The following is a 429-nucleotide window of genomic DNA, read 5'->3' as shown; positions in this document are numbered from 1 at the left end:
GCGGCGTACAGTGGATGACCGCCGGCAGCGGCGTCGTGCACTCTGAAATGCCGGAACAGGAAGATGGTGTGATGGAAGGCTTCCAGCTGTGGTTGAACCTACCCGCCAGCGACAAGATGACGACACCGTGGTACCGCGACATTCCGTCGAACGAGATTCCCGAGTTCACGACGGAAGACGGCGTGGCCGTACGCGTGATCGCTGGGGAGTCGCACGGCGTGCAAGGCGCGATGACGCGTGAAGCGACACAGCCGCTGTACCTCGACATCACGCTGCCGGCCGGTGCCTCGTTTGCACAGCGGCTGCCGGCCGGACACAACGCGTTCGTCTACGTGTTCCGTGGCAGCGCGCTGGTCGGTGACGCCGAAGCGTCTGGCGACGCGGGGCTGCAGCGCGTGGAAGACAAGCAGATGGCCATCCTCGCCAACA

The 429-nt window shown here is 64.8% G+C and carries 1 protein-coding gene; it reads left to right on the top strand.

Going from position 1 to position 429, the window contains the following annotated elements:
- Window positions 1-14: 14 nt before the first annotated feature.
- A partial coding sequence (locus GR197_RS31485) for a pirin family protein (protein WP_246724746.1) occupies window positions 15-429 on the top strand: 415 nt, incomplete at its 3' end.

The organism is Rhizobium phaseoli, from assembly GCF_010668805.1.
Lineage (GTDB): Bacteria > Pseudomonadota > Alphaproteobacteria > Rhizobiales > Rhizobiaceae > Rhizobium > Rhizobium phaseoli_A.
Note: the sequence above shows the minus strand (reverse complement) of the source record. Positions and strands in the feature narration are given on the sequence as shown.